Source organism: Pseudomonas sp. Irchel 3A5 (assembly GCF_900187575.1).
Lineage (GTDB): Bacteria > Pseudomonadota > Gammaproteobacteria > Pseudomonadales > Pseudomonadaceae > Aquipseudomonas > Aquipseudomonas folii.
Genome location: NZ_FYDU01000002.1, coordinates 251871 through 275177 on the forward strand (window position 1 = coordinate 251871; position 23307 = coordinate 275177).

The following is a 23307-nucleotide window of genomic DNA, read 5'->3' on the forward strand; positions in this document are numbered from 1 at the left end:
ATGCCCTGCCCCCGCCTCCCATCCGGATGACGTAACGCAATGGACTTCAGAAAAGACATCAATGGACTGCGTGCCATCGCGGTGATCGCCGTGCTGCTTTACCACTTCAATCCCGATTGGTTACCCGGTGGGTTTGCGGGCGTGGATATCTTCTTCGTGATCTCTGGCTACCTGATCACGGGCATCATCCTGCGCAGCCTGCATGCGGGAAATTTCAGTCTGCTGACGTTCTACGCATCCCGCGCCCGACGGATAGTCCCGGCCCTTGCGGTGCTGTGCTTCGTGCTCCTGTTGGCAGGCTGGTTTTACCTGTTGCCGCAGGACTACAGCGAACTGGGCAAACACATCGCTGCCAGCCTGGGTTTTGTATCGAACATCATTTACTGGTTCGAAGCCGGGTACTTCACCCCGGGCGCCCACGAGAAATGGCTACTGCACACGTGGTCGCTGTCAGTGGAGTGGCAGTTCTACATGATCTATCCGCTGGTATTGCTGGCGTTGAGCCGAGTGATTGCATTGCACCGTTTGCGCTGGCTCATCCTGATCGCCTGTCTGGGCGGGTTCGGCTTTTGCGTATTCGCGTCATTCAAATGGCCGGAGCCGTCGTTCTATCTGCTGCCGACACGCGCCTGGGAGCTGCTGGTCGGCGCAGCCGCCTGTGCATTCCCCATCAAGCTCCAGACGTCGCATAAACGCGTGTTGGAACGCGTCGGGCTGGGGCTGATGCTGGCGAGCTTCTTTGTCCTCTCCGAGAAGGACATATGGCCAGGTTATCTGGCGTTGCTGCCGGTGCTGGGTACCCTGGCCGTGATCATTGCAGCGCGACAAGACTCGTTCCTGACCGGCAACCGATTCTCACAATGGACCGGCAAACTGTCTTACTCACTGTACCTCTGGCACTGGCCCGTGGTCGTGTTCATGAGTTACTCGGGCTATCTGGGCGACACATCCAGCCTGGTGCTCGGCATCCTGTGCGCGTTTGGCCTGGCTATGGCGTCTTACCATCTGATTGAAAAATCCCCCGCAGCATTCACCGCAAAACGACGCTGGAGGTTTGCCACCGTCAGCGCGTTGATCGGCTCGGTGTTTGTCGCCGCGGGGGCGGTGAATGCCACGGAAGGTGCGGTTTCTGCACTGCGCTCGGTGAGCATTTCCGACAAGGCGCGCTTTGTTCAGGATTACGCCAACCGGCAGAAAAACCTGTATGAAACCTACTGGCTCAAATGCGATGCCTTTTCTGCATTCACCGAACGCGGCCTGTCCGCCATTGACCCGTCCTGCACGGAAAAGCGCGGGCACGGTGGCGTCTTCCTGTGGGGCGACTCTCATGCCCAGGCGTTATCACTCGGTTTAAGAACCTTGCTCGCGCACGACACGCCGTTCTATCAGGTCGCTTCGGCCGGTTGTAGACCCAGCCTGACCCAGGACAACGGACGCGCCACCGCGCCACGCCTGACCTGCAACTATTCCAACCGGACCGCGCTGCAAAGTATTCGTGAGCTGCGTCCGGATGTCGTGGTAATCGCCCAGAAGGATCAGCACGACAAAACCCAGTGGAACGACATCGCCACTCGCCTCAAGCACTACGGGGTCAAACACATCGTCCTGCTGGGCCCGTTGCCGCAATGGAGCCCTTCCCTGCCAAGCGTCATCGCCAACCGGCATTGGGGGCTGAACGAATCGCACATCAGCGACCCGGCGCTGGACCAGAGCGTCATGGCCGCCGACCGGGCAACTCGCAGTCAGATTGATCCTGAGGCGGTCGACTTTGTGTCGCTGATCGACAACCTCTGTGTGGCCAATGCTTGTCTGGTACGGCTGCAGGACGATTCGCTGCTGCAGATCGACTCCGGGCACCTCAGTGAAGAAGGCTCGCTGTACATCGTGAAAAACTTTGTCTTACCGGAGCTGGGCAAGCAGATCCCTCAATAGCCGCATGCGCAAAAAGAGCCCGCCTGACCCTGATCAGCGCGGGCTTTTTTGCGTGCCGGGAAAATCTTCACGTGGTCGCCATGTTTGGCTGCTAACTTGGGATCAGGCCATTTTGCACGGAGGCAGAGTCGAGCATGTTTTTACGCAACCTATGTCATGGATTAATGCTGACCGCATTAGCCCTGACCGGTGCAGCACACGCAGAGGTTTACCAGGCTGGAGGCACACAATGGCGGCCGTTCAGCTATGAAGATGAGCAAGGCAACCTGCGCGGCATATCCACCGACATCGTCCGTCGCGTTCTGCAGCAAGCCAATATCGAGGCGCAGTTCGTTTCCTACCCGGTCAACCGGCTACAAGCCATGCTGGGCAAGGCCGAGCTTGATATGAACTACGCCGACTCAGTGCAGTGGAACAGCCCGGAAGAACTTCAACATTTTGTGTTTTCCGAACCCTACCTGCGCGTCAAGGAACACCTCTACGTCCTCAAAGGAAGCCCCGCCGGCAAAATCCCTGTGGATAAGTTGCGCGGCCTGACCATTGGCACCGTCCGGGGCTATACCTATCTGACCATGGACCCGTCCTTTGCGGACAAACGCCTGGTAGAACTGGAAACCTCGGAAGACCCGGCACTGCTTCAACTGCTACTCGCAAAGCGCGTTGACGCCATCGCAATGGTCGATGATCTATTCGATTACCTCGTCGCAGAACATCGCATGGATCCAGATCTTTTCGAGCGTGGCGCGAGCCTCAGTGATTCTGCGATCAGCATCAAATTACAGCCGGAACTTGTGAGCCTGCTTCCGGGTATAAATAAAGCAATCCGGGCAATGATCGAGAGCGGCGAAGTGGAACGGATTCGCACGTCGTACCTTTCTTCTTATGCCGCTCTCCTCATGCCACGGACGGAGGCCGTAACCCGTTGAAATTCCGAGACGATCATCAAATCCGGATTAAGTTCAAATGTCTAAATTTATCAAGGACATAGCTTTAAACAATTCATGAATGGCAGGACTCGTCTTTACGCTTAGTCTCTCAGAACAACCAAAAACAGAGAGAGACCTGTGATGCCCCTACCTCGCTTCCATGTCGCAGTGAGCCTGATTGGAGCAAGCCTGATGGCCAGTTCCGCAGCCTACGCTGACAACCTGACTCGTGATAATGGCGCCCCTGTTGGCGACAATCAGAATTCCCAAACCGCCGGTGCAACCGGCCCGGTCCTGCTGCAGGACGTGCAACTGCTGCAAAAACTTCAGCGCTTTGATCGCGAACGCATCCCTGAGCGCGTCGTACACGCGCGCGGTACCGGCGTACACGGGGAGTTTGTTGCCTCGGAAGGTGCTTCTGACCTGAGCAAAGCCAAGGTCTTCAGCAAAGGCGAACACACGCCGGTATTTGTGCGTTTCTCCTCGGTAGTACACGGCAACCACTCGCCGGAAACCCTGCGCGACCCGCGTGGTTTCGCGACCAAGTTCTACACCGCAGATGGCAACTGGGATCTGGTCGGCAACAACTTCCCGACGTTCTTCATTCGTGATGCCATCAAGTTCCCGGACATGGTGCACGCGTTCAAGCCTGACCCACGCACCAACCTGGATGACGACTCGCGCCGCTTCGATTTCTTCTCCCACGTGCCGGAAGCCACTCGCACCCTGACCCTGCTGTACTCCAACGAAGGCACACCAGCCAGCTATCGCACCATGGATGGCAACGGCGTTCACGCTTACAAACTGGTGAATGCCAAAGGCGAAGTGAACTACGTGAAGTTTCACTGGAAAAGCCTGCAAGGCCTGAAGAACCTTGATCCAAAGCAGGTTGCTGAAGTCCAGTCCAAGGATTACAGCCACCTGACCAATGACTTGGTAGGCGCTATCAAGAAAGGTGATTTCCCGAAATGGGACCTCTACGTTCAGGTGATCAAACCTGAAGACCTGGCCAAGTTTGATTTTGACCCACTGGATGCGACCAAAATCTGGCCGGACGTTCCCGAGCGCAAGATTGGTCAGATGGTCCTGAACAAGAATGTGGATAACTTCTTCCAGGAAACCGAGCAGGTCGCGATGGCTCCGGCCAACGTCGTACCGGGCATCGAACCTTCGGAAGACCGCCTGCTGCAAGGCCGGGTGTTCTCCTATGCAGATACTCAGCTCTACCGCGTCGGCACCAACGTCTTCAGCCTGCCGATCAACGCGCCAAAGGTTAAGGTCAACAACGGCAATCAGGACGGTTCACTGAACAGCGGCAACACCACAACCGGCGTCAACTATGAGCCAAGCCGCCTCAACCCGCGCCCTGCTGTTGAAACCGCTCGCTACAGCCAACTGCCGCTGTCTGGCAGCACTCAACAAGCGAAGATTCAGCGCGAGCAGAACTTCAAGCAAGCGGGCGACCTGTATCGTTCGTACAGCAAAAAAGACCAGCAGGACCTGATTCAAAGCTTTGGTGAATCGCTGGCCACCACCGACACCGAAAGCAAAAACATCATGCTTTCGTTCCTCTACAAGGCTGATCCGGAATACGGCACTGGCGTGACCAAAGTTGCGAAAGGCGACCTAGACAAGGTCAAGCAACTGGCTGCCGCACTGAAGGACTGATCAACCTCTCGCTCGCTTCAGCTGTCTGGCTGAAGCGAGCCGAGCCTTCCAGAGGATTCCACCATGCGCAGAACCCTGTTCGCGTTGCTGTTGTGCCTCACCGCCGGCACTGCCAGTGCCGCCACGACCGAAGCAACAAACGAAGCAACAACCACCGACACTCAGGCGCAATTGCGTGCGCTGTTTTTCCAGGCCGCACGTGACGGCCGACAGGACATGCTCAACGAATTCATCAACGCTAAATTTGACCTGAACGTTCAGGACGAAAAGGGTTACACCGCACTGATTCTCGCGGCTTACCACGGCCACCAGGAAACGGTGACACAACTTCTGAACGCCGGTGCCGATCCATGCGCCAAGGATCTCAGAGGCAATACCGCGCTGATGGGTGCCATCTTCAAGGGTGAACTGAGCATCGCCCACCAACTGGTTGCCGCCAATTGCGCGCCAGACCAACGCAACAACGCTGGCCAGACCGCAGCGATGTACGCCGCCCTTTTCCACCGCAAAGACATCCTCGACTCCCTCGCCGCCAAAGGCGCAGACCTCAACGCCACGGATGCAATGGGTAATCAGGTGCAGAATCTTGAACGGGGCGAGTTTCAGCCGTTGCAGCCTTCACAGTAAGCGGCTGATCTGAGGGCAGCGATTTCGGTTACCGACCCTTTGGTGCATTGAATACCTCAAGACCTATGGGCGACCGCTCTCCTTCATCAACCGCTCAATCATGTAATCGGGTGAGTACGCGTAGAGTGTTTCTTTCGGCAGGGGCTGGTAAGGCGTTTTCAAAAACTCGCCCAAGGCCGTCGTATCCCAGGAAGCCTGGCTGTCGAAGACAAAGATGTTGGCCGGATTGAACAGGGCTGTGCCCTTCACGGAAGCATTATTGGTGATCAGCTTTTTGCCGAAATAAGCCGCTTCCAGGGTTCGCAGCGTGAAGCCGGACTGACCGGGTTGATTGACTTCGACCAACACGTCCGAAGCGAGCGATAGCTCAAGATTGGCTTCGTAATCCAGCAGTGCGTCGGTGTGAAAGCGCGTCGTTGGCGTAGAGGTGCTGTCCCGCACAATGTGGAAATCCACCTCGCATCCATGTTGCTCTAAAACGCTGGCGAGCTGGTCAAGCAATGCGGAACGGCCCTTGTCGCGGCCCAGAAAGAAGCACCGCTGTCCAGTAACCGCCTCGCCGCAGACTATGACTGGTGCGACCACTTCATCGAAGCCCAACGGGAAGAACTGATTCAAATGCTGCATGCCCAACCGATCACACTGGGCCTGATCGAAGCTGTAGATTCGATCAAAGAACGGACTCATCGCGTGAACAAAAGCCTCATCAACCAAATCCCGAACCATCAGCACTTTGTGCCCTGGGAACGCACGCACGATAGAGGGCAAGACGTTGCGCTGAATCTGGCCCTCGTTGCAGACCAGAATATCGGTGTTCCGGAACCCTTTGATGGCACAGTACAAACGACCCAGCCACGGCACCATTCTGTCCTGCACACCACCAGACCGTCGATGACGCGTGACCAGACGATGCGTGCGTTTGATCAGCTTGGGCACTTCCAGCCTGCGTACTTCGTAACGAGCGGCCAGGTAGTTGATAAATCGCCGCTCGTATTGCGCTGTCCAGCCCAGAAAAAACGTCCGCATTTCTTGTGTCCCGAAAACCGATAAGTCTGCCGCTCCAGAATCGGAGGCCGGTCAATATAAACCATCGGGGGCACACCAATAAGCACCGTCCCCGCAACTTCTATCCGCTGCAAGGATTGGCGCAATGCCGTGGGACCGGCTTTAGCCGGGAAGAGGCCATTGCAGACGGCCCATTTTCATCGTCAGGAATATCGCCTTCCCGGCTAAAGCCGGTCCCACGCCACATCATTTTGCGGGCATGCATGGAATTCTTCACAGGTTCTACGCGATGCCGTGGGACCGGCTTCAGCCGGGAAGAGGACGTTGCAGATGCCGCATTTTCATCGTCAGAAATGCCGCCTTCCCGGCTAAAGCCGGTCCCACGCCACATCATCTTGCGGGCATGCATAGAATTCTTCACAGGTTCTACGCGATGCCATGGGACCGGTTTCAGCCGGGAAGAGGACGTTGCAGATGCCGCATTTTCATCGTCAGGAATATCGCCTTCCCGGCTAAAGCCGGTCCCACACCAAATCATCTTGCGGGCATGCATGGAATTCTTCACAGATTCTACGCGATGCCGTGGGACCGGCTTCAGCCGGGAAGAGGACGTTGCAGATGCCGCATTTTCATCGTCAGAAATGCCGCCTTCCCGGCTAAAGCCAGTCCCCCTTCAAACCGCCGTATTGATACGTCCGATCTTGAACTTCGCCTCGAAATAACCACCCGGCTGCTCAGCGATCTCTAACCGACCGGCGCATGGCGCAAGAATCGAGGTTTCCATTTTCATCGCTTCTATCACCGCAACAACCTGCCCCGCCTCTACCGACTCGCCATCTTCGACGACCCAGCTATGCAGGTTGCCCGCCACTGGCGTCACGACTGCCTCAGGGTCGGTTTTTTCCACAGCCACCGCTTCAGGAGCAGGCTCTGCGGAGTTCATGCTGACCCCACGCAAAAGCGCAGCGGGCAGGCCCAGTTCGTGGCGCTTGCCGTCGATTTCGACAAATGTGCGCAGCACCCCTGGATCGGCCGACGCAGCACTGCGCGGCGCAATCGTGACGTGTTCAGCAAAGTCAGTCTCGATCCAGCGCGTGTGAACGGCGAACGTATCGGCCGCGGTGAAATCGTCGTGCGCCATCACGGCTTGATGGAAAGGCAACACGGTGGCTACGCCTTCCACACGAAACTCGGCCAGGGCACGGCGAGCACGACGGATAGCCTGTTCGCGGGTCGCTCCGGTGACGATCAGCTTGGCAATCATCGAATCGAAGTTTGGTGACACCCGCGAGCCTTGCTCAACACCGGTTTCCAGGCGGACCCCCGGACCCGAAGGTGGCTGGAACAGCTCGATGGTTCCCGGCGTCGGCAGGAAACCATTACCGGCGTCTTCGGCGTTGATACGAAATTCGAAGCTGTGACCACGAGGTGTTGGCGTGCCTTCGAACGACAACGGCAAGCCATCGGCAACGCGCAGTTGTTCGATGACCAGATCGATACCGCTGGTTTCTTCCGTGACCGGATGCTCCACCTGCAAACGGGTATTCACCTCAAGGAACGACAAGGTGCCATCCGCGCTGAGCAGAAACTCCACAGTACCGGCACCAACATAACCCGCCTCCGCGCAGATGTTGCGCGCCGAATCATGGATACGCTGGCGAAGGGCGTCATCGAGATACGGCGCAGGCGCCTCTTCAATCAGCTTCTGATTGCGTCGTTGCAGCGAGCAGTCACGCGTGCCGACTACGACGACGCGACCATGGCGATCCGCGATGATTTGCGCTTCGATATGCCGTGGACGATCCAGAAAACGCTCCAGGAAGCATTCGCCACGCCCGAACGCAGTCACAGCCTCGCGCACCGCCGACTCATACAGCTCGCTGACTTCTTCCAGCTTCCACGCCACCTTCAGACCGCGCCCGCCGCCGCCGAACGCTGCCTTGATCGCAATGGGCAGCCCGTACTGCTCGGCAAACGCGACCACTTCGCTGGCATCGTTCACCGGACCTTCAGTCCCCGCCACCAGCGGCGCACCGACTTTCAGGGCAATACGCCGCGCCTGCACTTTGTCACCCAAGGCGTCGATGGTGCTCGGATCAGGACCGATCCAGGTCAGACCGGCATCGATCACGGCGCGGGCAAAATCAGCCCGTTCCGAAAGAAAGCCGTAACCCGGGTGAACCGCGTCAGCGCCGGCCCGTGCGGCGACGGCCAGCAGCTTCTCGATGTTCAGGTAGGTATCGGCACCTCGCTCACCGTGCAACGCATAGGCCTCATCGGCCTGGCGCACGTGCAACGCGTCGATATCGGCATCGGCATACACCGCCACTGAAGCGACCCCGTAGTCGCGGCAGGCGCGTACGATGCGGACAGCAATTTCGCCACGGTTGGCAATCAGAACCTTTTTCATGAGTTATCAGTCTCGTCTGAAAGAGCCGGGCACACGGGCTCGAAAGCACCCAGCGGGTTGAAGCGAATGCGGGAGTTGACCGGAATCTGACCGGCAAGGTCCAGGTGATAAGGCGCTACAACGGCGATGACCGGGTAGCCGCCCGTCAGCGGATGGTCCGCCAAAAACAGCACCGGCTGGCCACTCGGCGGCACCTGAATCGCGCCGACGGTGGTGCCCTCGCTGGGCAGCTCGCCGGTGATGGTCCGTTCCAGTGCGGTATCGCCTGCCAATCGAATACCAATTCGGTTCGATTGCGGCGTCACGCGCCAGGTCTGTTGGCCTAGCAAGGCTTGAGCATCGGCCGTAAACCAGTCACTGCGCGGGCCCATGACCACGTCCAGGGTAATGATCTGATCAGCGCTCGGCATCTCGAATGCCTGTTGCTCACTCACTGACACCGCTTCCCCGCCTGATCGTTGCTGAATTGCCAGGCACTCACCCGCGGCCAGCGGAGCGGGCCCCACATGAGCGAGGGTGTCGGTGGACAGACTGCCCAGCACGGGCTCACGGGCAAAACCACCGCGAACCGCCACGTAGTTGCGCAACCCGGCAGATGGCGAACCGATGCTGACCTGATCACCGTCCTGCAACATAAACGGCGCGTAAAGCGCCGGGCGCAGCAGACGACCTTCGGCAGTGCGCACTTCCAGCACTGCCGTTGCCCCCGTAACCGCTGCCACGGCCTGGCCATGGCAAGTAAACGTCAGGCCACCCATCAGCACTTCAAGACAAGCACTTGCCGGATCGTTACCCACTGCACGGTTGGCCGCACGCAATGCGCCGCGGTCCATCGCCCCGGAAGCCGATACGCCCTGCCCTGCACGTCCGGGACGACCGAGATCCTGAAGCAACGTCTGCAGCCCCGGCGCAACGACTTCCAGATAATCCCCGGTCAACGGCGACGCCTGCACAGGGTTCGGTGCGGCCACGGAAACGGTCTTGTTTACCAGCGGACCGGCGTCGTGAAAACGAACGCGGTAGCCGGGCTGAAGCAACGCCGGTTCGTCACGCTCCAGGTCCCACATTTTTGCTTCGGTGACACCAATGATCTGCCAACCGCCAGGACTGGCCTGTGGATAAATACCGCTGAAGCCACCCGCAAGTGCAACCGCTCCAGCCGGAATACGGGTTCTTGGGGTACTGCGGCGTGGCACCACGAATTCAGCACCGCCACTCAAGTAGGCGAAGCCCGGGGCGAACCCACAGAAGGCCACTTTGTAATCGCTGCCGGTATGGCGCCGAATCACTTCTTCGGTACTGATGCCGAGTTCTCGGGCGACGTCATCCAGATCCTCGCCGTTGTAATGCACTGCGATGTCGATCAGCTTGCCAGCCTCGCGAACTTTGCCGTGGACGTCGCGCACAGCAATTTGTGCCGCCAACGCCTGACTGCTGATCGCGCTGGGACGAAAATGCACAAGCACTGTTCGGGCTGCGGGAACGAGCTCCTGCACGCCGAAGATGGGCTCCTGCTGCAAGGAGTCGAACAGGGCGAGAGTCTCGTCCAGGTTCGCCAATTCAACCAGGAGCGCGTCCAGGCTGGCCGGGTAGAAACGCATGATCAACTCCTATACGTGGTAATGGCCGTCAGGGACATCAGTGATGAACATATGCCCCGGCGCATGGGACACGGCAAAAGGCACCCGAGAGGCCATGACCACAGCCTGAGGCGTCACACCGCAGGCCCAGAACACTGGAATCTCGCCGGGCTTGATGGTCACTGCGTCACCGAAATCCGGTCGGGAAATATCCTTGATACCCAGCAATCCGGGTTCGCCCACATGCACGGGCGCACCGTGCACGCCAGGATAGCGGGCAGTGATTTTCACGGCATCGGCAACGCGGGCGGCGGCGATGGGCCGCATCGAAACCACCATCTCGCCTTGCAGACGGCCAGCGGGTCGGCAGATACGATTGGTGCGATACATCGGCACGTTGCAGTGCTCGCTGATGTGCCTGATGTCGATGCCCGCATTCAACAGATCGGTTTCGAACGTGAAGCTGCAGCCTATGAGAAAAGTCACCAGATCGGTGTGTTGCGCCCAGATATCACGGACATCAGTCACCTCTTCAGCCAGTTCCCCATCGCGCCAGACCCGGTACAACGGCAGGTCAGTGCGTAGATCAGCCTGATCAGCCAGAAAGGTGCTGTGGCTGCCCGGCTCGGTCACGTCGAGGATCGGGCAGGCCTGCGGGTTGCGCTGGGCGAACAGCAGGAAGTCATACGCCCACTCCCGGGGTAACGAAATCATGTTGGCTTGCGTCATCCCCGGGGCGTGCCCGGCCGTAGGCGACACCGTCCCCTCGCGGTAGAGGGCACGGGCGGCAATGGCGGACTCACGGGCTTCTTTTATCGAGTTCATGACCAGACCTCAGGTGAATGCACGAATGGTGATGTCTGCCTCAACAAGCTGCTTTCTCAGGGCACGGGCGATGCCTACGGCGTCAGGACTGTCGCCGTGCACACAGATTGAATCAGCCTCAAGGTGAATCAACTCTCCGTTCTCGGTTTCGATGACCCCTTCATTCACCAGACGCAGCATGCGTTGGGCGATCAATTCGGGATCATGTAATACCGCACCGGCTTTCGAGCGGGATACCAGCGTGCCTGCGCTGGTGTAGGCACGATCCGCGAACGCTTCCGACACGCAGGAAAGACCGGCATCACGGGCCCAGCCCAGCAGGCTGGAATTGGCCAGACAGACCAGTTTCAGCGTCGGATCAATGCGCAGAATCGCCTGAATGACTGCCGCCGCCTGCTTCGCATCGCCTGCAATGGTGTTGTAGAGCGCGCCGTGGGGCTTCACGTAACTCACTTGAGTACCGGCGCTGCGGGCCAGGCCCTGGAGCGCGCCGATCTGATAAATCACGTCGGCAGTCAGTTGCTCGGCAGGGACGTCCATATTGCGCCGTCCGAAACCGACCAGGTCCGGGTAGGCCACATGAGCCCCCACCGCAACGCCGCGAGCGGCTGCCGCCTCAAGGGTGCGCAGTATTCCAGCCGGATCACCCGCATGAAATCCACACGCCACGTTGGCGCTGCTGACCACTTCAAGAATCGCCGCATCGTCGCCCATGCTCCAGGCGCCGAAGCTTTCTCCCAGGTCGCTGTTAAGGTCAATCGTACGCATGTCAGTAATCTCCGTTAAGTCAGGCCGCGCCGATGAAGGCGAAGATGGCACCTGCGGATTTGTAGGCCATGTACCAGGACAGCAGGCAGGTCAGGATGCCAAGTACCAGCAACCAGCGAGGGTAATGGTAGCCTTCCATAAGATCGGACCGGCGCCAGCCGACGTACATGAAGATGCTCAGGCCCAGAGGCAGAATCAGGCCGTTGAAGCCGCCCGCGAACACCAGCAGCGCAGCCGGTGGCTTGCCAATCAGTATGTAAACGACCAGCGAAACAACAATGAACACCACGGTGGCGAGGTTACGGACCCGCTCGGTAATTCGCTTGGAGAATACGGTGATGAAAGACATCGATGTGTAGGAGGCACCGATCACACTGCTGATACCCGCAGCCCACAGCACCAGACCGAACATCATCATGCCGATATCGCCAGCTGCGGCTTGAAACGCCTGACCAGCAGGGTTTGCACCTTTACCCGACACATCAATGACGACGCCACTGGCCACAACACCGAGGATCGCCAGAAACAGAACATAGCGCGCAACGCCGGTCACCAGAATGCCAGTCAGCGCTGCCTTGGATACCGCTTCAATGTTCTCCACGCCCACAGTGCCGCGATCAAGCAGACGATGAGCACCGGCATAGGTGATGTAGCCGCCGACGGTACCGCCAACGATAGTGGTGATAGAGGCAAAGTCGATGAAGTCAGGCCAGACCGATTGACGCAAAGCCTCGCCCAACGGTGGGTGGGTCGCAAAGGCTGCGAACAGGATCAGACAGACTTTGAGGATGCCCAATCCCATCATGATCCGGTCCATGGCGATGCCCGCCCGGTGGGACGAGAAGATCCCGATGGCCAGCAGAGCACTCAGCGCCCCTCCCCATTTAGGATCGAGACCGGTCAAGGCATTCAACCCCAGGCCCGCGCCTGCGATGTTACCCAGCATGAACACTAGACCACCACACAGAACCAGCAACGTCAGCAGATAGCCACTGCCAGGAATCGCCGCGTTGGCCAGGTCCGCTGCGCGCATTCGGGTCAGCGAGACGATACGCCAGACGTTCAGTTGCACAACGAAGTCGATGAGGATCGAGGCCAGGATACCGAACGCAAACGCAGCACCCAACGTCGCGGTGAAGGTAGCCGTCTGGGTCAGGAAGCCCGGCCCGATCGCAGACGTAGCCATCATGAAGATGGCGGCAACCAGAGAGGCGCGCCGCGCTTTCGTAAACTCTTGAGTGGTCTGTGTCACGGCATCATTCCTACAGTGAGAGATGTTCTCGATAGAGCAATGTGTATGCCAACACTCAACAAACACCCCTGAGGTGTAGGTATATCAACGAAACATTGTTGAACAATCCATCACTTATGAATGGACGATATGCACCACTTCGTTACGCGATCACCCATGAATGCTACTTAATGAAGCGCGCAGCGACCTTCTTCCTTGCCACGCCGTCAGGTCTCATGGAATATCGGCGCGGCCTTTATCATCCTGGAACCGCTATGAACGATGCGCCTGCTCTTCCCAACCGCACACTGGGGGAGTCCATTACTCAAGAAGTCCGAAGAATGCTGGTCGAGGGCGAGTTAGTCCCCGGTCAACGTCTCTCCGAGGCCGCGTTGGCAGAAAGCCTTAACATCTCGCGCAATACTCTGAGAGAAGCCTTCAGAGTGCTGACCCGCGAAGGGCTGCTCAAACACGAGCCCAACCGTGGAGTAACGGTTGCGGAACCCGATATGGCATCCATCATTGATATCTATCGCGTGCGACGCTTCATCGAGTGCAAAGCCATTGCACAAGGTTATCCACAGCATCCCGGGACGCTGCACATGCGCGAAGCAGTTGAGGCAGGCATTCAGGCGCGAGAAGCCAAAGACTGGAAAGCGGTGGGCACCGCCAACATGATGTTTCACCGGGCCATTATCGAACTGGCAGACAGTCCTCGCCTGGCGGTGTTTTACGGTCAGATCTCGGCGGAATTGAGGCTGGCTTTCGGGCTGCTCAATAACCCGCAACTGTTGCACTTGCCGTTTCTCGACATGAATGCCTCGATTCTGCGATGCCTTGAAGAAGGCCGGGCAGATGAGGCATCTACCATGCTCGGGGCTTATCTGGAGCAGTCGGAACGGGTGGTGCTGGCGGCTTATGAACGGACGATGAGCCGGTAGGTAGATAGCGTTACAGCTTTAAATCAAAGGCTGAGTAAACCAGGGTCACTCCTCGTCCTGACTCTTGCTGGCGCGATACCGGCCAGGAGACATTCCGAACCATCGCTCACAGGCTTTATTAAACGCACTCTGATTTTTAAACGCGACCCGATAGCTGATTTGCTTAAGCGACAAAATGCTGGTGGTCAACAGTTGATGGCTCTGCTGCATCTTGACTTGATCGATCAGCTTTTTGACATTCTGCCCTTCCGGCTCCAGCGCCTTGGTGAGTTGATAAGGCGTCAACTGCATGGTGTGGGCAATGTCCTCGATCGTCACAGGGCGATTCTGGCTTAGCAGCTGCAGGACTGTGCTCTTGGTGCGGGCACTCACATTGTCGATGTTGATTGTGTTCTGCTGCATCGCCAGATAATCATTATGGATAGCCTGAAGGAGCACATTGCCGGTGGCTATCGGCAAATCGCCGTCTTCACGTCTGAATGTGAGGGCGTTCACCTCTGACCTGAACTTCAAATTCGGCCCGAACAGCTTTTTGAGTTGCGATGTATCGCTCGGCTCATCGTAAGTAAACTCGGCAGATAAAGGCATGATTTTCTTGCGGGGAGACAACCAGTGAAGCAGTCCAAGCGTAATGGCCGCCGCCGCGTCAATGAAAGGTCTCGGCAACTCAGGCTCTTTGGAGTTTTCAGCGAAGCCTACAAGTTTAAGTGTACTGACCTGTCTGTCCAGGAACATGCAGAAACCAGAACTCACCACAGAGTGAAAATCCACGATGTATTTCAAGGCATCACTTATTGTTGAGCTCGACATAATCGCGTAACCCAGAAAATCCAGATTACCCGGATGAGCGTTGTCGTAAGCCAGAAGTCCGACATCATCACTGGCACCCATTTTTTGCGCCAGAATAAAAAACTTGCTTAATTCTTTTACAGGAACCTGTCGTCCTTCAAGATCAATACCTGACAGTTGAAGATCCGGACGTTCAAGTACACGCTCACCCTCATTGATTGAGGCAAAGACGGCTTCAGCAAAAGCTTGAGCCAAAGAAGAGGAAATAAACTGCATAACTGCTCATCGTTGAATGGGTTTTTCCTGCGTTTGTCCATAATCCATTATTACTTGGGGCTGGCCAGCAAAGCTTTCATCGCCAAGGGTGGCGCCCTCTGCATCTCATGCCCCGCCGATGTCGATTCTAGAGCCTTTCTTATCAAGATTGCCAGACCGGAAGATTTTCCTGAATAAACTCCTGATATGACGTTGGCAATATAACTCGACGACGATATCAATATGACACTCCTCTACCGCTTCTGCCTTGTGCACATCTTCGATGCTGCCCAGGATCGCCTGACATCAGGCACCTGCCCTTACAAAACGCCCTGCCTTTGTTTTCTTATCCTGAGAGGGGAAATTCTTATCCTCACCGTTGAAGCGCTATAAGTTTGTCTTTTAAAAAGGTAAACATCTCTGCGCTTCTCAAAAAAACCTCACGCACTTTTTTAAATGCCCAGGCGCACTCTTTTGAAGCGTGGGACCCTATAAAAAATTACAGATGACGCGGCATGACAAGAATACCTTGAACGGTAGGGGACGGGATTATGTTGAGTGAGGATCTGGCGAACAACATCTTATATCTGCTGGACGAAATCAGTGCTCGAACTGAAGGGTTGGACATTGTGCAACAGCTTGATGTACTTGATGCCCTCACTGAACTCCTGTGCGCCACGGAAGGATTAAATGTCCAGTTACGCGCCTTGAATGCCCACACCGTAACGAAGGCCAAGCCGGGTCGACATCTACGCTTGGTAAAATGAAGCACCTGATCAAGCCTGGCACCCTGTCGGGGCACTTATTCACCGTAATCGACTGTATGCCCGTTTTTTCACAGATCAACTGGGCGACGCAACAGTTTTCTCAACACTCATTGTTGTTAACCTCGACAAAACTCAGGCGCACCGGTTTCTCGATCCTATAGGACATTTATGAACTTTTTAAAACATGCCAACTTTTCCGCCAAACTGGCGATTGCTTTTGGTGCATGTGCTGTCATCACGCTGGCAGTGGGTGGGCTTGGCATGAGTGGGGTCAACAAGTTTTCTGACGCGCTGGAGTCTACATTTTCAAATAACTTGCTATCCGTAGCTAATACTAATGAGGCGATGTCGGCGCTGACTACTCACAATCGTGGCCTCTATAGACTGCTGGATGCCAAAGACAGCGCGACAGCAGAGAAAATGCGTTCCAGTATTTCAGCAGAGCTGGAAAGAGCGCAAAAGGTTTACGCGGTGTATCGCGATACCCCGTTGCAGGATGATGAGAAAGCCGCAGGGGATCAGTACGATAAGGTGATGCCTTCCTATATTTCTGAAACTCAGAAGATATTTGATCTGCAGCAGCAAGGTAAGTTGGTAGAAGCACGCACTCAGCTCAACCAGTTATCCGAAGGCGACTTTAACAATGCCCGACGGTTCCTTCAGGTCATGATTGACTCAAATAAACGGCAAGTCAAAGAAGGCTCTGAGGCAGCGAAGGAACTCAAATCCACCACGACGCTATTGCTGTCCAGCGGAATTATCATCGCGTTCCTGGTAGCAATTATTCTGGGCGTCCTGATTATCCGCATGATCACTCGCCCGCTTGCGCAAGCAGTAAACAGCGCACAGCGCATCGCCAAGGGGGATTTGACTGAGACGATTTCCACGGATCGTACTGATGAAGCTGGCCAGTTGCTCAAGGCGATCAGCCTGATGCAGGGCAGCTTGAGAACCACCATTTGTGAGATCGCGAGCGCTTCCGACCAACTCGCTTCAGCAGCCGAAGAGTTGAGTGCGGTAACAGAAGAAAGCACCCGCAGCCTGATACGCCAGGACAGTGAAATCCAGCAAGCAGCCACCGCCGTGAATCAGATGACGGCGGCCGTGGAAGAAGTTGCACGTAACGCAGTGTCCACCTCAGAGGTCTCAAAAACAGCAGCACAAGACGCGGTTGATGGTCGTGAGCAGGTAAACGATACCGTCAAGGGTATTGGCACAATGGTCAGGGAAATCACCAGGTCCACTGACTCCGTATCAGAGCTGGCGACCAATGTCAGGGATATCAGCAAGGTACTTGAAGTCATTCGGAGCATTGCCGATCAGACCAATCTACTGGCTCTTAACGCCGCGATCGAGGCTGCACGAGCAGGCGAACAAGGCCGCGGATTTGCGGTAGTAGCGGATGAAGTCCGCGCACTGGCGCATCGCACCCAGGCATCGACTGTTGAAATTGAAGGCATGATTGGAACCGTTCAATCAGGTGCCGATGGCGCAGTGGAAGCCATGAGTAAAAGTCTGGCGATGGCAAATGGAACCCAGAGGCTGGCCGAGAGTGCCGGGACAGCCCTTGAGAAAATCACCAGCGGCGTCGCCCAGATCAACGAGCGGAATATGGTCATTGCCTCAGCGTCAGAGGAGCAGGCTCTAGTGGCGCGTGAGGTCGATCGCAACCTGCTGAATATCCAGGACCTTTCAACCCAGTCTTCGGCCGGTGCCAACCAGACCAGCGCATCCAGTCAGGAGCTGTCGCGCCTCGCCACGTCGTTCAATACGCTGGTGGCGCAATTCAGGTTTTGATTGCGCTGGTGACTCGAGCGATTCGGACAGATGATGAGAGGCCAAAACTTTCTGAGTCGCGATGATCAGAACAGCCCGCCCAGAGAAATCGTCGCGCCACCTCCAGCCTGCAGCCCCACGTTAAGGCCAGCGGCGACGATCACGCCTTTGGCCGAGCGCAGCAGGCGCACCGTGCTGTCGTGAGGCAGGAGAACACTGCCCATCGGCGTCATCGAGGCGGCGGCCATGGCCAGGAGCTTGGGGTCAAGACCGAACAGCATGGCCGAGCCGCTGGCTCCACCGATAAGACCTACGCCCGCTTCAATGAACACACAAGCACCCTGGAAGTCCTCGCGGACCAGACCGCGGCCAGCGATCGATTCTGCAACCAGCACCTGGCCGAATGCCGGAAAATCTTCGCTTGCGCCTGCAGCCCCGACGCTCTTGCCTCGCACGTGCAAGTTGACCTTGCCGAACCGCGGCAGGCGCGCGCCAATGCCCAGGCCGACCCCAGCCGAGCCATAGCGAAACTGCTGGTCGACCCCGTTGGGGTCGGTCAGGGTCAGTGCACCGCCAGCGGCGGCCGCGAACACTACGGTCAATCCACCGCCGCTGGCAGTCTTGTAGCGCCAGTCACTTACAGTGACAGGTAACGGGATTTGCATTTGAATATCCTATATGGGCCGCGCCATCCGGCGCCGACGAATCCATGCGGCTGCGTGGTAGCCGCCCCCTGCGGTGAACACAACTGCCAACAGACCCGCGAACAGGCTCGCGCCCCAAAGCGCGCCCCGGTCTTGAATGATCGCGGTGCTGGAGGGTGCTTCGGCGCTGTAGAACACCGTCACTGAGTCGCCCACCGCGTAGCCGAATATAAACCCGCTCTCGGGGTAGCTGACGGCCTTGCCCGTGGCGTCGTTGAAGTCAATTTGTGGATGACTGCCGCCGGAGTTCAGGGCACTGACATGCCCTTGCGCACGTTGTGCCTGGGCCAGAAAACCCAGCCGGTCTTCGACCAGCCACACGGTGAGGCACAGCAGACACAGGCCCAGCGGGATAAAAATCAGCGCGCGGAGCAGATCTCCCCGGCCGGAAGATGACGTCTTGGTCATGGCAGGTCCCTTGCACCGTCCGTAAACGCCGGTCATTACAATGATCTGTCGGGAGTCTGTCAATTGGGTGTGGAAGAATTGCGCGTGACGCTGGCCAGCTCACCGGACGCCACTGAAGAAGAGTGGATGCGGTATTACAGACAAAAAGAAAGTCCGCTTGAGACTGTCAGTAATTTTGTGTTGTGGCATAAGATGCAGCTAACGGTGCATATATGCCGACCCAAGAGAAGTCCGCCAGTGCAACAGCGAGGGAATTGTGCGCGACGTCTCCAAACTTTGTTGGGAATTGAACATGCACAAGGAGTTGTATCGGAGCAGCGCGCTGCCAGTGTTGCAGAACCGTACCTTTGCCGATGCTGATGCTGCGCGGTCGTCGGTCAGTGCAGATCTTATTCTGGTCCAGGATCTGGACACGGGGCTGATCTATAACCATGCCTTTGACCCGCAAAAGCTCTGTTATGACAGCGGCTATCAAAACGAGCAAGCCCACTCGGGATACTTCAAGGCGCACCTGGACGCGGCTGAGCAGATCATCAGCAAGCATATGGGTGACATGAGTCTGATCGAAGTCGGCTGCGGCAAGGGATATTTCCTTGAGCAACTGCGTGACCACGGTTTCGACATTATTGGCATCGACCCCGCTTACGAGGGCCAAAGCCCATATGTGGTCAAGGCGCCTTTCACCCGTGAAGCTGGATTGGCTGCCGAGGCCGTCATCCTGCGTCACGTGCTTGAACATATTCCCGACCCCATGACCTTTCTGCAATCCATCGCCGAGGTCAACGGCGGCGGTTTGATCTACATCGAAGTGCCTTGCATGGATTGGATTCTTGAGCACAAGGCTTGGTTTGACGTGTTTTATGAGCACGTGAACTACTTCCGGCTCGGAGATTTCAACCGTTTGTTCGGCACAGTGCATGAAGCCGGGCATCTGTTCGGCGGGCAATACCTATATGTGGTTGCTGACCTAGGGAGCTTGCGCAGCAAACCGTTGCCAGCAGCGCCAGAGGTACAGATGCCAGCAGATTTCATGCTCAGCATCAAACGAGCACTGAGTATTATCCAGGCATCCCCCGATAAGCCGGTCGGCATCTGGGGTGCAGCCTCCAAAGGCGTTATCTATTCGCTGTTCCTGCAGCGCGCCGGAGTCGAGGTGGATCAGGTCATCGATATAAATCCCGCCAAGCAGGGCCGCTACTTGCCCCTCAGCGGGCTCAGGGTCTCATCGCCGGAGCAGGCCATGCTGGCACTGCCTGACGGGGCCCATCTATTCGTGATGAACTCCAATTATCTTGAAGAAATCAAACGCATGACTGATGAGCGCTACGTCTATCACGCGGTGGACGCCGCGACATTCGTTTGATTTTCTATCGGCGCTGAACATGCTCACTGCGTTTCTCTCGTAATACTTCCAACGCATCGTAGGTCGTTCGGGTCCAGTATTCGATCCGCTCCGTGAGCCGTTCGGTCGCCTCACGCTGTTTATCCTGACTGTCAGCAACAAACACTTGGCCGGGTTGTTTGGCATGCTGCGCCGCTACTGACAGTGCCGTGTTGCGTTGTACGGCATCCAGGCCGAAGAAATCCGCCAGATGTCGGCTCATCGCGTCGGGCAATTCCTGATAGTTCACCGGCAAGCCTCCAAACGCGTGGCAGTATTCAAGGCCGAAATCGAGGATCCGGCTCAGTCGCTGCCCGATATAGTCTTCTCGCGAATCGCTCTGACTTTCTCCGTCCAGCGAGCTGGATCCGATAATCCCCGGCACCATGTGCATGCCTGCACGACGAAGGTGAGAAACGGCGATTTCCAGTGGCTCTCGGTAGACGAATATCCAAGGCACTTCAGGAAAGCACTCGTGTAACAGCGGCAACTCCCCGATGTTCCACGCATCCAGTTTGATCACCAGTTTCTGTTCGATACCACGTCTGGGCTGGCCATAAGCGGCCAGTAAACCGTGAAGGGCAGCACGCCGGACAGCGGGGTCCAACACGCCACGCAACAGCGCATCAAGGGGCGGCGGTTCGGATATCACGATCACCTCATCGAGTTGCGCCAACATCTGGCCAATCAGTGTCGAGCCGCAACGCGAAGCGTGGTGGACAAAAGCCGCCGGGGGAATCGCTGGCTGCTGCCATTCGCACAGCAACGCAAGCGGCGTCTCACGCCGGAAAGCCTGGTTGAAAGGCAACCGCAGCGCGTCGTCCACTGCATCGCAAAAGAAGGGTTGATCAAGCTTACGTTCGCCAAACCAGCACCAGTCCACCCGCCACTCTTCGGCTTCCTGCCAGATACGGATTGGCAACCAGCCTTTCAGGCTGTCCATTGTCGATTCCATCGATTGCGCCCCAGACGCATCGCAGCGCGCACCTCTTCACGACTGAAATGCAGACCCTGTTCAGCACCCAGCACCAGAGTTCGGGCGATGAAGGCTTCGCGGTCTGATTCGGCCTGCAAGGCAGTGCATAGCAAAGGGTCGCGCTCCAGCAACGTACGAAATTGTGCGAAAGCTTCGGCTGCACGGCCCGTACCTGCTGACGGTGTTATCGGTAAGCCGTCCAGGATCTGCTGTTCAAGCCAGACATTGGGTCGACAGTCGAGCACCAGATGGACCCGCTCCGTCTGCCCCCAATTATCAACACTGTGAGACCGGGCAAGGTCGAGAAACCAGCACTCGCCCGCATTCATCGGGATGCGCTGGCTTTCCAGCATGAAGTCCACATTTGGCGAACTGATCAAGGGGACGTGCAAACGGCAATCGGCCTCGGGTCCGCTGAGGTCGTAATCGCGGTGTTCGTGAATTCTGCTGCCCGGCCCGAGACGGAGCAGGCGGGCGCTGCGAATATCCAGTGGCAGGTCGCGCAGGGCCACAGCCCAACGGTCGTCGTTTTGCCATGGGTCTCGCGGGGTGGGCTCGCCGACACCAGACGATAACGTCGTCAGGGCATCGGCTGCGGAAATCAATGCGACCCCCGACCATTGCCCGTCGTAGTAACCGGCGTTGAAATGGGCGGTCCAGGCTGTATCGGCAATACGCGACAGCGCCTGTAACAGCAGAGGCAAATCCACTGTCACAGGCAGGCGGGAAAAGGCCGGACGCACGAATCCGCCTATGCGCTTAATTGGCCTTGGCTTCAGCCGCTTTAACAGGTTCGGCAATGTTGCCGGCCGACCATCGGTTCTCACGCGATGCCAAGGCACCCGCGATCACTTGAACGTCGGTCGAAGGCAGTTGCTCCGGCAATGGATCAAGCCCGGCACTGGCGAATATCTGCCCGTAGGCATTGCGCAGGTCGGCGTAGGCCAGGTCGCGACGCAGGTCGGCTTGCAGGGTATTGAGCTCGCCCTGGATCAGGTCCAGTTCACCGATGCCTGCCGCCTTGTACCGATTGCGCAGTTGACCAACGATTTCACCATCGATGCTCGACAGTTGCTGGCTGGTCTTGAACTGGCGCAGGGCTTCACGGTAGTTGGCGTTCGCGACATAAAGCTGTGCCAGTACCGCAATCGACATCGCCTGACGACGCGCCGCAGCGACTTCTTCGCCCGCCTTTGCCACGTCGATGGCCGCTGGAGCGGAGATGACGTTGAAGAGGTTCCAGGTGACCTTGACTCCCATGTCGGCCCATTTGTCATTGACCAGGAAAGAGTTGCTGTCGTAATGGCCGCCCGCAGAGAACTCCAGGCCCGGCAGCAAACGCAGCATGGCTTTGCGGGTTTCGGCAGAGCTGATGCGGGTCTGGTAATCCTGCTCGCGCAGTTCCGGACGGCTGGCCAGCGCTTCGTGCTCCAGCACGCTCATGTCGACCCTGAGTTCCGGGATCGAGTAATCGTCCGGGGTCGCCAGGGTGAGTTCAGTACCCAGTGGCAGGTTGATCAGGGTCGAGAGTTCGGTCTTTGCCAGGGAGAGCGCCTTACGCTGCTCTTCAAGCTGACGGGTCGCCTGAATCAATGAACGCTGATAGCTCAGCGCCTGAACCGGATCGCCGACGCGCTGCTCGCTCATCTTCTGGCTATTGCCCTGAGCCTGTTCGACGCGGACCATCAAGCTGTCGATCTGCTTGAGCAGACGCTCGGCCGCCACTGCACGCCAATAGGCCGAGCGTACGTCCTGAACGATGGTGTTAACGACTTTGCGACGACGCTCCTGAACAATCAGGCGTTGGTCACCCTGCTGTTTGGCACTGATGTAGCTGACGCCAAAGTCGAGTACGTTCCACACCATGGTGAGATCGGCGACACGACGACTACGATCCTGGGAAGTCGAGGGCTCCAGAGACTGGGTGCCGGTCTCCACACTTTCGCTGCTGGAGGCGCTGACATTGCTGCGCCCCGCATAACCTGCAGACAAGGCCATACGTGGCAGCATGTCAAAGCTGGCAAGGTCCAGCTGGCGCTTGGCCAAGGCCTCTTCCATGATTTTCAGACGTGCTTCGAGGTTGTACTTGACCGCACGAGCCATGGCCTGATGCAGGGTCAGAGGACCGTTCAGGGGCTCCTGGTTCTTGTACATCTGTTGCAGGTCGCTTTTTGCACGCTGCTCACTGACACTGCGGTCGATAGGTTGGCTGGTGACAGCACAACCACTCACTACCAGTGCCAGCAGGCTGACACTGAATAACTTCTTACATCTTTTCATCCGTTCGACCGCCCCTGACTACTCATTCTTTTATAAGCGCCGGGATTTACCGGCGCAT

At 57.3% G+C, this 23307-nt stretch carries 20 protein-coding genes and 1 pseudogene; 9 read left to right on the forward strand and 12 right to left on the reverse strand.

Annotation, left to right across the window (positions count from 1 at the left end; genetic code table 11):
* Positions 1-39 precede the first annotated feature (39 nt).
* The 4 genes from CKW31_RS03725 (at position 40) to CKW31_RS03740 (ending at position 5153) form a co-directional block, all read left to right on the forward strand.
* On the forward strand, positions 40-1932 hold the full coding sequence (locus CKW31_RS03725; protein ID WP_095093090.1) for an acyltransferase family protein: 1893 nt from the start codon (positions 40-42) through the stop codon (positions 1930-1932).
* 134 nt (positions 1933-2066) lie between these two features.
* Positions 2067-2858, forward strand: a complete 792-nt coding sequence (locus CKW31_RS03730) for an ABC transporter substrate-binding protein (RefSeq protein WP_095093091.1) — start codon at positions 2067-2069, stop codon at positions 2856-2858.
* A 141-nt stretch (positions 2859-2999) separates the two neighbouring features.
* Positions 3000-4526, forward strand: a complete 1527-nt coding sequence (katB, locus tag CKW31_RS03735) for a catalase KatB (protein ID WP_095093092.1) — start codon at positions 3000-3002, stop codon at positions 4524-4526.
* 63 nt (positions 4527-4589) lie between these two features.
* Positions 4590-5153, forward strand: a complete 564-nt coding sequence (locus tag CKW31_RS03740; RefSeq protein WP_095093093.1) for an ankyrin repeat domain-containing protein — start codon at positions 4590-4592, stop codon at positions 5151-5153.
* A 63-nt stretch (positions 5154-5216) separates the two neighbouring features.
* Here CKW31_RS03740 and CKW31_RS03745 read toward each other — a convergent pair whose 3' ends face one another.
* From CKW31_RS03745 to CKW31_RS03770, 6 genes are all read right to left on the reverse strand, one after another.
* Positions 5217-6179: a hypothetical protein gene (locus CKW31_RS03745; protein ID WP_095093094.1), complete on the reverse strand. Its 963-nt coding sequence runs from the start codon at positions 6177-6179 to the stop codon at positions 5217-5219.
* 652 nt (positions 6180-6831) lie between these two features.
* Positions 6832-8568, reverse strand: coding sequence for a biotin carboxylase N-terminal domain-containing protein (locus CKW31_RS03750; RefSeq protein WP_095093095.1), 1737 nt, complete (start codon positions 8566-8568; stop codon positions 6832-6834).
* The gene (locus tag CKW31_RS03755; protein ID WP_095093096.1) at positions 8565-10169 is read right to left on the reverse strand and encodes a 5-oxoprolinase/urea amidolyase family protein; all 1605 of its coding nucleotides are present in this window, start codon (positions 10167-10169) and stop codon (positions 8565-8567) included. The genes CKW31_RS03750 and CKW31_RS03755 overlap by 4 nt, the downstream gene beginning before the upstream one ends.
* Positions 10170-10178: 9 nt before the next feature.
* Positions 10179-10973, reverse strand: coding sequence for a putative hydro-lyase (locus tag CKW31_RS03760; RefSeq protein ID WP_095093097.1), 795 nt, complete (start codon positions 10971-10973; stop codon positions 10179-10181).
* A 9-nt stretch (positions 10974-10982) separates the two neighbouring features.
* Positions 10983-11741 (reverse strand): LamB/YcsF family protein, encoded by a 759-nt coding sequence (locus tag CKW31_RS03765; RefSeq protein WP_095093098.1) that lies wholly within the window; start codon positions 11739-11741, stop codon positions 10983-10985.
* A gap of 19 nt (positions 11742-11760) precedes the next feature.
* Positions 11761-12993, reverse strand: coding sequence for an NRAMP family divalent metal transporter (locus CKW31_RS03770; protein ID WP_095093099.1), 1233 nt, complete (start codon positions 12991-12993; stop codon positions 11761-11763).
* A gap of 254 nt (positions 12994-13247) precedes the next feature.
* Here CKW31_RS03770 and CKW31_RS03775 point away from each other — a divergent pair, with 254 nt between their 5' ends.
* The gene (locus CKW31_RS03775) at positions 13248-13913 is read left to right on the forward strand and encodes a GntR family transcriptional regulator (protein WP_095093275.1); all 666 of its coding nucleotides are present in this window, start codon (positions 13248-13250) and stop codon (positions 13911-13913) included.
* A gap of 45 nt (positions 13914-13958) precedes the next feature.
* Here the strand turns inward: CKW31_RS03775 and CKW31_RS03780 are convergent, their stop codons facing one another.
* Entirely contained in the window at positions 13959-14978 is a 1020-nt protein-coding gene (locus tag CKW31_RS03780; protein ID WP_095093100.1) for an AraC family transcriptional regulator, read from the reverse strand.
* 530 nt (positions 14979-15508) lie between these two features.
* Between CKW31_RS03780 and CKW31_RS03785 the strand changes: the two genes are divergently transcribed.
* From CKW31_RS03785 to CKW31_RS30250, 3 genes and pseudogenes are all read left to right on the forward strand, one after another.
* On the forward strand, positions 15509-15724 hold the full coding sequence (locus CKW31_RS03785; protein ID WP_095093101.1) for a hypothetical protein: 216 nt from the start codon (positions 15509-15511) through the stop codon (positions 15722-15724).
* 168 nt (positions 15725-15892) lie between these two features.
* Positions 15893-16663, forward strand: a pseudogene (locus tag CKW31_RS30245) (MCP four helix bundle domain-containing protein); the annotation flags it as partial.
* Entirely contained in the window at positions 16658-17521 is an 864-nt protein-coding gene (locus CKW31_RS30250) for a methyl-accepting chemotaxis protein (protein ID WP_371856682.1), read from the forward strand. The pseudogene CKW31_RS30245 and the gene CKW31_RS30250, both read left to right, overlap by 6 nt.
* A gap of 65 nt (positions 17522-17586) precedes the next feature.
* Here the strand turns inward: CKW31_RS30250 and CKW31_RS03795 are convergent, their stop codons facing one another.
* Together CKW31_RS03795 and CKW31_RS03800 are read right to left on the reverse strand one after the other, a co-directional pair.
* Entirely contained in the window at positions 17587-18165 is a 579-nt protein-coding gene (locus tag CKW31_RS03795; RefSeq protein ID WP_214658325.1) for a hypothetical protein, read from the reverse strand.
* A gap of 9 nt (positions 18166-18174) precedes the next feature.
* On the reverse strand, positions 18175-18612 hold the full coding sequence (locus CKW31_RS03800) for a DUF3592 domain-containing protein (RefSeq protein WP_095093104.1): 438 nt from the start codon (positions 18610-18612) through the stop codon (positions 18175-18177).
* Between the two features lie 292 nt (positions 18613-18904).
* Here CKW31_RS03800 and CKW31_RS03805 point away from each other — a divergent pair, with 292 nt between their 5' ends.
* On the forward strand, positions 18905-19975 hold the full coding sequence (locus tag CKW31_RS03805; RefSeq protein WP_095093105.1) for a class I SAM-dependent methyltransferase: 1071 nt from the start codon (positions 18905-18907) through the stop codon (positions 19973-19975).
* A 4-nt stretch (positions 19976-19979) separates the two neighbouring features.
* On the opposite strand, the gene CKW31_RS03810 is transcribed toward CKW31_RS03805, so the two are convergent.
* The 3 genes from CKW31_RS03810 to CKW31_RS03820 are packed head-to-tail and all read right to left on the reverse strand — an operon-like array spanning position 19980 to position 23249.
* Positions 19980-20936 (reverse strand): sulfotransferase family protein, encoded by a 957-nt coding sequence (locus tag CKW31_RS03810; RefSeq protein ID WP_095093106.1) that lies wholly within the window; start codon positions 20934-20936, stop codon positions 19980-19982.
* Positions 20924-21712 (reverse strand): aspartyl/asparaginyl beta-hydroxylase domain-containing protein, encoded by a 789-nt coding sequence (locus CKW31_RS03815; protein ID WP_256582475.1) that lies wholly within the window; start codon positions 21710-21712, stop codon positions 20924-20926. The genes CKW31_RS03810 and CKW31_RS03815 overlap by 13 nt, the downstream gene beginning before the upstream one ends.
* 16 nt (positions 21713-21728) lie before the next feature.
* Complete coding sequence (locus tag CKW31_RS03820; protein WP_095093107.1) at positions 21729-23249, reverse strand: TolC family protein; 1521 nt, start codon at positions 23247-23249, stop codon at positions 21729-21731.
* Positions 23250-23307: the final 58 nt, after the last annotated feature.